The organism is Micromonospora sp. NPDC000316 (genome assembly GCF_042898885.1).
GTDB lineage: Bacteria > Actinomycetota > Actinomycetes > Mycobacteriales > Micromonosporaceae > Micromonospora.
This window is the reverse complement of the sequence record NZ_JBIAZG010000008.1, coordinates 240,607-250,079: the sequence shown is the minus strand read 5'-3', so window position 1 is coordinate 250,079 and position 9,473 is coordinate 240,607. Positions and strand designations below refer to the sequence as shown.

Sequence of the window (9,473 nt, the reverse complement as noted above, 5' to 3'; positions counted from 1 at the left end):
TCAACAGCAGTATTCAACGCTTCTCGATCCTGAACTCGCCCTGCCCGGCGGACTTGCTATGAGCCGCTGGCCTCAACTCACCCTGACAGACAGGGCCTGACCGAGGCCATGCAGGGCGGCACCGCCATCACCTACACACATGCGGCGCTGCGCGAACCTAACCACCGGGTTGACATGGAATTCTGGGGTGGCGAGGCCCAGTCCTGTTATCCGCCGAACCCACCTCAACCGGGCACGTAGCAGAGAAGAGGTGCGATGCGTAGCGATTGGACCGCTCTGCCGGAGAGTGTCACGGCAGGGATCGCCGAACGGGTCGGCGGAACCTTTAACGTCGCCCACGCTTCCAGTGGCGACCACGCTGAGGTCGCCTCGACGGTGACTGGACCGGCCGGACAGGTCTTCGTCAAGGCGGCCTCCGGCGAGTTGAGCGTTCGGTCGCTGCGCTACGAACTGGCGGTAACCCGAGCCATCGGCCGACACCCGCCCGCAATCCTGTGGCATCTCGAATCCGATGGCTGGCTGGTGGTGGGGACCGAGCATGTTGCCGGTCCCCACCCCGACCTGTCACCCGGCAGCAAGGATCTCAATCTGCTCCTAGCCGCACTGACAGCACTTCAAGAGACGCCTGCGCCCAGCGAGACGTGGTTCACCCCGGCAGCCCGGCTCGGGTTCGCGCACCCGGCGATGGACGGCGAGACACTTATCCATTCAGACCTCAACCCAGCGAACCTGATCGTGACACCACTCGGCCTACGCATCGTGGACTGGGCGTGGGCAACCACGGCCGCCGCATGGGTCGAACTCGCGTTGCTCGTCCCATGGCTGATCGGTAGCGGCCACAGCGCCGAACAGGCAGAAGAGTGGCTCACCCAGCTTCCCGCATCGACCGCGACTGACCGACAGGTCTTGGACGACTTCGCGTCAAAGAACGCAACGAAGTGGGCGGCCAAGTCCCGGCAGAACATCGAGCGCCGTGTATCCGACCTCGCAATGCGGACCGGCGAGTGGGAGGATCACCGGATTGTCAGCCACCAGTCAGCCCGTGAGCTACAGCGCGGGGGCATCCTCTCGTGACGTGGGCGCCGGTGGCGGTAGGACTAGCTCCTCAACCAGCCAGCAGGCCAGCTCGGGACCGTTAATCAGGTCACTCAGCCGGGCGGGCCCATGGCCATCCCAAACAAGACCCAGCCGCGCTGCTCCCAATCTGCTCCCAATGTAAGCCGCGAATACCGCGAAGCCCGTTACCGACTACTTCGGCAACGGGCCACTGACCTGCGCAAACTGAGAGTGGGCGATGCTGGTATCGAACCAGCGACCTCTTCGGTGTGAACAGAGTGGTCTCCAAGAACGTCCGAGTCCACGCGATACCCACAACCAAGCCGCGCCCCCCAGCAGCGCTAGCCGGTCTCAAGGCCCCTGAGGGACATGACCGACGCATAGATGTAACGCCTACCCCTGCTCAACAAGCGGCCGATGCCTGACGGCGTCGGCCGCTTCTTCATGCCCGCCGGAGCAACCGGCACACGAATCAACTTCGGAGGACCTCTCCATGACAACCCACCCATCCAACACAGCGCGCGCCTCTAACACGATGCCCTGCCACCGACGGATGTCGCCGCCGGGTCAGCCACCGGACGGAGGCGCATGACTCTGCCGTCCGACCACCAAAATCAGCAACGCAAGGAGTCCGACCCTGGGACGGAGATATGACTTGACCGACCCAGTGAAGGCGACGGTTCATGGACGGTCAACGACGCGAACGGGCGAGCGACGACCGCGTTCATCAAGGTGGAAGCTCCCCAGAGGCCACCGGAGCTGCACCCTGGTGCCGCTGCCGCTCTGCTGAAGCTGCTCAGACGGGTCAACGACCGCCGCACAGACAACTCGATCGAGGAGAACGGATGACCACCCCTCAACCGAAAACCTTCGCCTTTTACGGCCGCGTCTCGACCGAGGACAACCAGGACCCCGATTCGTCCCGGAGCTGGCAACTGACTCGGGCGAGCACACTCATCCAGCCACACAACGGCCGAATTGTCGCGGAATACTTCGATATCGGCCAGAGCCGTTCCCTCCCGTGGCAGCGCCGAACCCAAGCCAATCTCCTTCTCGCGGCTCTGCGTAACCCCGGGCGAGGGTTCTCCGCCGTCGTCGTCGGCGAACCGCACCGCGCCTTCTACGGCAACCAGTTCGGCCTCACAGCGCCGCTGTTCGTCCACTACGGCGTCGAACTCTGGGTCCCCGAGATTGGCGGCCCCATCGACCCCGACAACGAGGCACACGAACTCGTCATGTCCGTCTTCGGGGGCATGAGCAAGGGTGAGCGCAACCGGATCAAACTGCGCGTTCGCACCGCCATGGCCGCCCAGACCCTCCTTGAGGGCCGCTACCTGGGTGGGCGCCCACCTTACGGCTACACACTCCGCGATCTTGGACCCCACCCCAACCCCGCCAAGGCCGCCGACGGCAAACACCTCAAGGGCCTTACTCCGGACGAACAGACCGCTCCAATCGTCCGGCAGATCTTCGCCGAGTTCCTCGCCGGTATCGGCCTCTTCGCCATCGCCGAGGGACTTACCGCCAACCACGTGCCTTGCCCATCGGCACACGACCGGGCCCGCAACCGGCACCGTAGCGGCATCGCCTGGTCCAAGAGCGCCGTCCGCGTCATCCTCACCAACCCCCGCTACACAGGGCGGCAGGTGTGGAACAAGCAACGCACCGACGAAGTACTGCTCGACGTCGACGACGTGGCAATGGGTCACACCGGCGTCATGCGCTGGAACGCCCGCGACAAATGGGTGGTCTCCAAGGACATCACCCATGAGCCACTCATCGACGACGCGACCTTCGAGCAGGCCCAGGCGATACTGCAACGACGCGGACGAGGAACCGGCGGACAGCACGTCCGGCAGCGCACCCGCAACCCGTACGTCTTCCGGGGCATGATCTACTGCGCCGCCTGCGACCGACGCATGCAGGGCCAGTACAACCACGGCGACGCCTACTACCGCTGCCGCTTCCCGCAGGAATACGCCCTCGCCAACCAGGTTGAGCATCCCAGCAACGTGTACCTGCGCGAGGATGCCCTCACCGACCCGATCGACACCTGGCTGGCCTCCGCCTTCGCACCCCACCGCATCGAACACACGATCACCGCGATGGCCGACGCTCAGCCCTTGGATCATCCGCCCGCAACCGCCCCAGCAGCACAGACGATTATCACCGAGTGCGACGCCAAGTTGGAGCGCTACCGGGCCGCCCTCGACGCTGGAGCCGACCCAGCGGTGGTCACCGGCTGGATCGCGCAGACCCAGGCCGAACGTGCGCGGGCTGAAGCGGATCTCCACGCGAGTGTGGGCACCGCCCCGCGCAGGATGAGCCGAGCAGAAATCACGACCCTGGTGAACGCGCTCGGCGACATCACCGCCGTGCTCCGCGACGCCGACCCGGCCGATAAGGCCGAGGTCTACCGGCAACTCGGACTCCGGCTCACCTACCGGCCTGAAACGCAAACGGTGCGCGCTGCAGTGGATCTCAGCGCGCACCGTGGGGCAATGGTTTGTGTCCGAGGGGGGACTTGAACCCCCACGCCCTATACGGGCACTAGCACCTCAAGCTAGCGCGTCTGCCATTCCGCCACCCGGACTTGCTCGTTCAGCCTACCTTGCCACCCCGAATGATCTTTCCATCGGAGGTCGGCACGGCGGGCCGCACGGGGAGTTACTGTACACGGCACTCGTGGATCATGCACATCGCGTCCCGGCGTCTGCCCCAGCGCGCTCCCGCCGCTGCTCAGGTCGGCACAGAAGCGGTCAACAAAGCCGTTTCGCAGGCGCGTCCGGGTAGCGTCGGAGGCTCTGTGACGGCAGCATTGCCACGTGTCCCATCCCTCTCCCTTGGCTGCCGTCCAACGTCGGGCTCTCGCCCTGCGCACTGCGGGTGATCTCAGTTCAGCTCGGCAGCTGCTCGCGGAGGCCGTCGGGTCCGCCCGCCCGCCGTACGGCGAGGACCACCCCGAGATGCTGCACACGGCGCACCTGCTGGCCCGGCTGCATCGCGAGGCGGTCGACCCGCTCGCAGCCCGGCGGGTGCTGGAGGAGGCGTTCGCGGCGGGCGAGCGGCGCTGGGGTCACGCTGAGCCGACGATGCTCGCGCTCGCGTTGGAATTGGCCGAAGTCGCCGAGGAGTTGGGCAACAGGCACGAGGCCCGTCGCAACTACACCCGCGTCGCCACCGCCGGGCCGGCTGTGCTCGGGGAGGACCATCCGGCGGTGCGCGCCGCCCGCGCCTACCTGGGCGAGGCCAGCCCTGGCCCGACCCGGCCGCACGGCGCGCCCCCGACGCCCGGTCCAGCCCAGACCCCGACCCCGACCCCGACCCCGAGCCCAAGCCCGGCCCCCACCAGCGCGGTGACCGATTCCGGCTCTCGCTCGGCGCTGTTCGGCCCCACGCTGTCTCTGGCGACCCTGGCCGCGATGCGCCCGGCTGCGAGTGGCCCTCCGCCGACCGCATCGCCAGCGGCGCCCCCGCCAAACCCTCCACCGACCGCATCGCTGTCGGGGCCCGCCGCTTCCCCACCAGAACCCCCGCCGACCGCATCGCCATCGACGCCGGCCGCGCCCCCACCAAACCCTCCGGCGGTACGCGTTCCCGCCGCGCCGGCCCCGCCCGTTGGCGGCGCGCTGCCGGTGCCGCCGCCCACTCCTCCAACGGCACCGCCCCAGCCGGCGAGCCGGCCGGCCCCCGTCGTGTCGGCTTCACCGCCCTCAGGGCCGCCCGCACGCCAGGTTCCGCCCAAGGCAGCCACGCCTCCCCTCGCGGCCCCCGGGCATCCGCTCGCGGCCCCCGGGCATCCGGTGCCGCCACACCAGCGCGCCGCGCCGCAACCGTCAGGACCGCCCAGGCCGCAGGCGGATGGCCAGCAAACGCAGCAGGCCCGACAGCAGCCCACGGCCGTGCCGCCGCGGCAGCGGACCGGGGACCGGCCGACCCATCCCGCGGCCGACCCGCCTCCGGCGACGCGCGCCGCCGAGACGTCGGCCACCACACCGCCCGCGCGGCCGGTTGCCCCTGGATGGGACAACCCCACGATCCAGGTACGGCAGATCGAACCGCTGCTGGCCGAGGAGGCCGCCCGAGTCTCGGCCGGCTCGAGTGGCTCAGGCAGCGCAGACATCTTGGGGCCGTTCGGGGTGGCGACAACGAGCACCGATTCGGGGCCGACCGGCGCGGCGACCGGGCCAACCGCCCATTCCGCGGTCAGCGCGGCGCCCGCCTCCCCACGCCCCGTCTCGGCACCTCCCAGGGACTCCCAACCGGTCTCCGGACTGCCCGGCCACACCCACCCGAGGTCCGGACCACAGGCGCCGCCCTACCCCGTATCCGGACCACCAGCCCACCCCTATCCCGTATCGGGACCACCAGCACCGGCCCACCCCGTATCCGCACCACCAACGCCGCCCCACCCCGTGTCCGCGCCACCAGCCCACACCCACCCCGTATCCGCGCCACCTGGTTACAGCAACCCCGTGTCCGCGCCGCCGGTGAGCGCGCCGCCGTGGGGGTTGACCGTTCCGCCGTGGAGTAGCAGCGCACCGCCACAACCGCTGCCCCTGGCCAGCAGCGAGCCGACCGGCCGGCCCTCCGTGGAGACGAACGAGACCATCGTGGGCGGTGCGATTACGCCGGTCGTCGCGTCGGCGCAGACCGAGGTGTTCCCGGCCGTCCGCCCGTCGACCGTTGACCAGGTCGGGCCCGATGCCGGTACGGGCCGACCGACAGTCGCTCCGCCGACCCCGGCTCCGGGTGAGCCGACAACGCAGGCCTGGGCACCGCCGTCCGATGCCGGCCGGACGCCGACCACCCCGATCTCCGACGGGTACGCGAGCCCGGCGGCGACCGCGCCGCGCCCGTGGGCGCCATCCGGGCCGGCCGCGACCTACCCGCCACCGACCGTGCCGGCACCCCGACCGTCCCCGGAGCAACACCCACACCACCGGGGGTACGCCTCCCAGCCGCACTCGACGGCCCCGGAGCCCCACACCGCACTGGAGCCCTACACCGCACCGGAGCCCCACACCGTGCCGGGGCAGCGCCCCTACCCGGGCCAGCAGTACCAGTACCAGTACCCAGGCCAGGGCCATCCGCAGGACGGCTATCCGTCGGCGTACCCCGAGGGTGGTTCGTCGGGCCGTGGCCGGGGGATGCTGATCGGCGCGGCGGTCGCGGCCGTGGTGGCCGTGGTGGCCGTTGTCGGCCTGGGTGCGGTGCTGCTGAACCGCGACGACCCGCCGCCGTCCGGGTCCGCGACAGCGGCAGCGCCGACGACGGCGACCGCGCCGACGGCGGCCGGGCCCGCGCCGGGTGACCTGGCGCTGCGGGACGATTCGGCCACGATCACGCTGAGCTGGACGGACCCGTCGGGGGGCGCGGTGCCGTTCATGATCGCCGGCGGTCGGGCCGGGCAGGCGTTGGGGGTGCTGGCCACGGTGGACCCGGGTCGGACCAGCTACACGGTGAGCGGTCTCAACTCGCGGGTGGACTACTGCTTCACGGTGCTTGCGGTCTACTCCACAGACAGCTTCGCCACCTCCGGTCAGGTCTGCACCGAGCGAGAGCGGTCCTCCCCGCCGTCCTGAGCCACGCCGGCCGGCGGCTGTCGGGCTGAGCTGGGCGTCCACAACGCACACGCTCGGTATCCACAGGGGTGACGGTGCGGGTTCCCCCGCCAGCGACCGGGCCATATGATGGCACACGGCTCAGGGGAGGGGTCGCCGTAAGGCGCACGCCACCTGCCATGACTCAGGAGAGGCAGCCGGCTGTGGCCAGCATCGACGACGCCGAGCGGGCTGACGCCCCCCGTTCCCGGTCCCGGCTGCGCGGTGGGCTGGTGACGGCGGGCACGGTGACCGCGCTGCTGGCCGCCATGGGGTTGACCGTCCTCGGGCTGGGTGCGGCGGACAACGCGGTGGCCAACTACGACGCGAGTTCCTGGCTGTGGAGCGCGGCGCGCAGCGAGTTGGCAAGGGTCAACGGGGTGACCGCCCGGGTGGACACGCGCACCGAGCTTCCCGGTGCCCGCCGGCATCCGATGCAGGTCACCCAGACCGATCGTCTGCTGATCCTGCGTGACCTGCAGACCGGGCAGGTCAGTTCACTGGACCTGGCCACCCTGCAACTCACCGCGACCACCCCGACCACACCTGGCCTGGGCGTGAGCGTCGCCCTGCACGAGGACGCGGCGTTCGTCGTCGACGCCGTGCAGGGGATCGTGCGTCAGCTCGACCCACGGTCGTTGAGCCCGGTCGGCGAGCCCGTGCGCTACCCCCCGGGCATCACCGGCGGCACGTTCGACGGTGCGGGTCGGCTCTGGATCGCGGTGCCCAGCGAGGGCACCGTCTCGGCGATCACCGCCGCGAAGCTGCCGTCCGTGCCGGCCTCGGCCGCGCCGGAGAACGGCGGCCTCCGCCCGGAGCGGGTCGAGACGTACGACGTGGCCGAGGCCAGCCACGAGCTGGTGGTCTCCACCCTGGACGACGGGGTGGCGGTGCTCGACCGTACGGCCGGAAGGTTGGTGCGGGTGCAGCGCGGCGAGGTGCGCCGGACGCCGTTGACTCTGCCCGGCCTGGCGTCGCTGCCGGCCCGCACCTCGGGCCCCCGCGTGCCGGTGACGGTGCCCGCCGAACGGCGGGTGCTGGTGGTGGGTGACGCCGGCGAGGAGCAGGCGTTCACGGTGCCGGGCGGCGGTGATCGGCTCAGCCCGGCGGTGGCCTGGGCGGACCGGTTCTACTGCGCCGACGAGGCCACCGGCACCATCTACTCGTTCGACGCGGGCGGTCAACTTGTCGACACCGTGAAGGGCAAGACGCCAGGGCCGATGGAGCTTGAGGTGCGCGAGAACCACCTCTTCATCAACTCGCCCGACTCGGCGACCGCCCGGGTGGTGGACGACAAGCACCAGGTGCGCGAGGTCGACAAGTACGCCAACGACGTGCTGGGCGGCGACCCGCCGCCGGCTCCCCCGCCGCCGCCTCCGCCGAAGAAGCCCCAGGTGGGCAAGCCAGGTGCGCCGCGCAGTGTCACCGCCGCCGCCGGCAACGCTCAGGCCCGGGTGAGCTGGCGGCCGGCCGCCGCGAACGGCGCCGAGATCATCAGGTACGTGGTGGAGGGCGCCGGTCAGCGCCTCCAGGTGGGCGCCAACCAGCGTGCGGTGGAGGTCAAGGGCCTGACCAACGGCGAGACGTACCGGTTCGCGGTGCACGCCGTCAACGCCAAGGGCGACGGACCGGCGCGCAACAGCAACCCGGTGACCCCGACCGCCGCGGTGCCCGACCCGCCGGCGAGCGTCACGGCGCAGGAGCGGCCGGACGGCACGGTGCTGGTGAAGTGGCCGGCCGCAAACGGGCAGGGGAACAAGATCGCCAAGTACACGGTGGCGGCCAGTTCGGCAGGAACGAACGCGCCGGCCGGTGAGTCGACAAAGACCGAGTTGGTGGTGCCCGCCGGGGAGTTGGAGTTCGGCACGCAGTACGCGTTCACGGTCGTGGCGGTCAACGACAAGGGTGCTGGTTCGGCGGCGTCCCCGGTGAGCAACACTGTGGTGCCGTTCGCGGCGCCGGGACGGCCGCTGGACCTGCGGGCCGCCACGGTCGCCGACCAGCCGGGCGCGGTGACGGTGCAGTGGTCGCCGGCCGAGGCGAACGGCCGTCCGGTGACGAAATACCTTGTGGACGTCGGCGGCAAGGCCAGCGAGGTGACCGACACCCGCACGACCGTCACCGGGCTGGGCGACGGTCAGAACGTCGCGGTGAAGGTGAAGGCGGTAAACGAGGCGGGACCCGGCCCGGAGGCGACCGCCACGGCCCGCACGGTGGCCGCGCCACGGGTGACGGTGACCGGCTCGTCGGCGACCGCCACGTCGGCGACTGTGACGTTCACAGTGGACGCGGGCGGCGGGAGGGCCACCTGCTCGGTGAGTACGCCGGGTGAGCCGGCGAAGGCGGGCGCGTGCTCCAGCATCACGGTGTCGGGGCTGACGCCGGGCACGGCGTACACGTTCACGGTCACGGCCACCAACGCCGCCGGCAACGGCACCGCGCGGAAGGCTCAGTCGACCGACGCGCTGTACGGGATCGCGACGTGCAACAACGGGCCGGACGGTGACCAGCGGACCTACTGCGACAGAGAGGTCGACGGCCGCAACGGCAACGAGATCTTCAAGGTCACCCGGCAGGACAACAGCCAGCAGGTGGGCTGGGCGAAGCCGGGCCGCCGGCTCCAGGCGTACTGCAAGAAGTCGGGCGAGAACGTCGACTCGTGGATCTACAACAACCAGAAGCAGAGCACCTGGTGGGTGCAGGTCGAATTCGACGGGAAGAACTACATTCCCTGGGCCTGGCTCAACCTGGAGGGCGGCGACAACATCAACGTCCTGCCCACCTGCTAGACCTGTCAGGCAAGGAGCACCGCCG

The 9,473-nt window shown here is 70.3% G+C and carries 6 protein-coding genes and 1 tRNA gene; 4 read left to right on the top strand and 3 right to left on the bottom strand.

The window, feature by feature from the left end; genetic code table 11:
• Positions 1-255: 255 nt before the first annotated feature.
• Positions 256-1,074, top strand: a complete 819-nt coding sequence (locus ACFY2Q_RS18605) for an aminoglycoside phosphotransferase (RefSeq protein ID WP_387131665.1) — start codon at positions 256-258, stop codon at positions 1,072-1,074.
• 827 nt (positions 1,075-1,901) lie between these two features.
• Positions 1,902-3,584: a recombinase family protein gene (locus ACFY2Q_RS18600; RefSeq protein ID WP_387131663.1), complete on the top strand. Its 1,683-nt coding sequence runs from the start codon at positions 1,902-1,904 to the stop codon at positions 3,582-3,584.
• Here ACFY2Q_RS18600 and ACFY2Q_RS18595 read toward each other — a convergent pair.
• The 3 genes from ACFY2Q_RS18595 to ACFY2Q_RS18585 form a co-directional block, all read right to left on the bottom strand.
• Positions 3,566-3,649, bottom strand: a tRNA-Leu gene (locus ACFY2Q_RS18595). The two genes, ACFY2Q_RS18600 and ACFY2Q_RS18595, sit on opposite strands and share 19 nt — an antisense overlap.
• A gap of 304 nt (positions 3,650-3,953) precedes the next feature.
• Positions 3,954-4,136 carry a hypothetical protein gene (locus ACFY2Q_RS18590; RefSeq protein WP_387131662.1) on the bottom strand — a complete coding sequence of 61 codons (183 nt, stop codon included), beginning with the start codon at positions 4,134-4,136 and terminating at the stop codon, positions 3,954-3,956.
• A gap of 1,382 nt (positions 4,137-5,518) precedes the next feature.
• The gene (locus ACFY2Q_RS18585; protein WP_387131659.1) at positions 5,519-5,668 is read right to left on the bottom strand and encodes a hypothetical protein; all 150 of its coding nucleotides are present in this window, start codon (positions 5,666-5,668) and stop codon (positions 5,519-5,521) included.
• A gap of 1 nt (position 5,669) precedes the next feature.
• Between ACFY2Q_RS18585 and ACFY2Q_RS18580 the strand changes: the two genes are divergently transcribed.
• Positions 5,670-6,641, top strand: coding sequence for a hypothetical protein (locus ACFY2Q_RS18580; RefSeq protein WP_387131658.1), 972 nt, complete (start codon positions 5,670-5,672; stop codon positions 6,639-6,641).
• 158 nt (positions 6,642-6,799) lie between these two features.
• On the top strand, positions 6,800-9,448 hold the full coding sequence (locus tag ACFY2Q_RS18575) for a fibronectin type III domain-containing protein (protein WP_387131655.1): 2,649 nt from the start codon (positions 6,800-6,802) through the stop codon (positions 9,446-9,448).
• The last annotated feature ends 25 nt before the right edge of the window (positions 9,449-9,473 follow it).

What these genes read in the sequence shown, in the direction of transcription:
- ACFY2Q_RS18605 (WP_387131665.1), top strand. Translation starts at nt 256, where the DNA reads ATGCGTAGCGATTGGACCGCTCTGCCGGAGAGTGTCACGGCAGGGATC.
- ACFY2Q_RS18600 (WP_387131663.1), top strand. Translation starts at nt 1,902, where the DNA reads ATGACCACCCCTCAACCGAAAACCTTCGCCTTTTACGGCCGCGTCTCG.
- ACFY2Q_RS18585 (WP_387131659.1), bottom strand. Translation starts at nt 5,668, where the DNA reads ATGGTCTCGTTCGTCTCCACGGAGGGCCGGCCGGTCGGCTCGCTGCTG.
- ACFY2Q_RS18575 (WP_387131655.1), top strand. Translation starts at nt 6,800, where the DNA reads ATGACTCAGGAGAGGCAGCCGGCTGTGGCCAGCATCGACGACGCCGAG.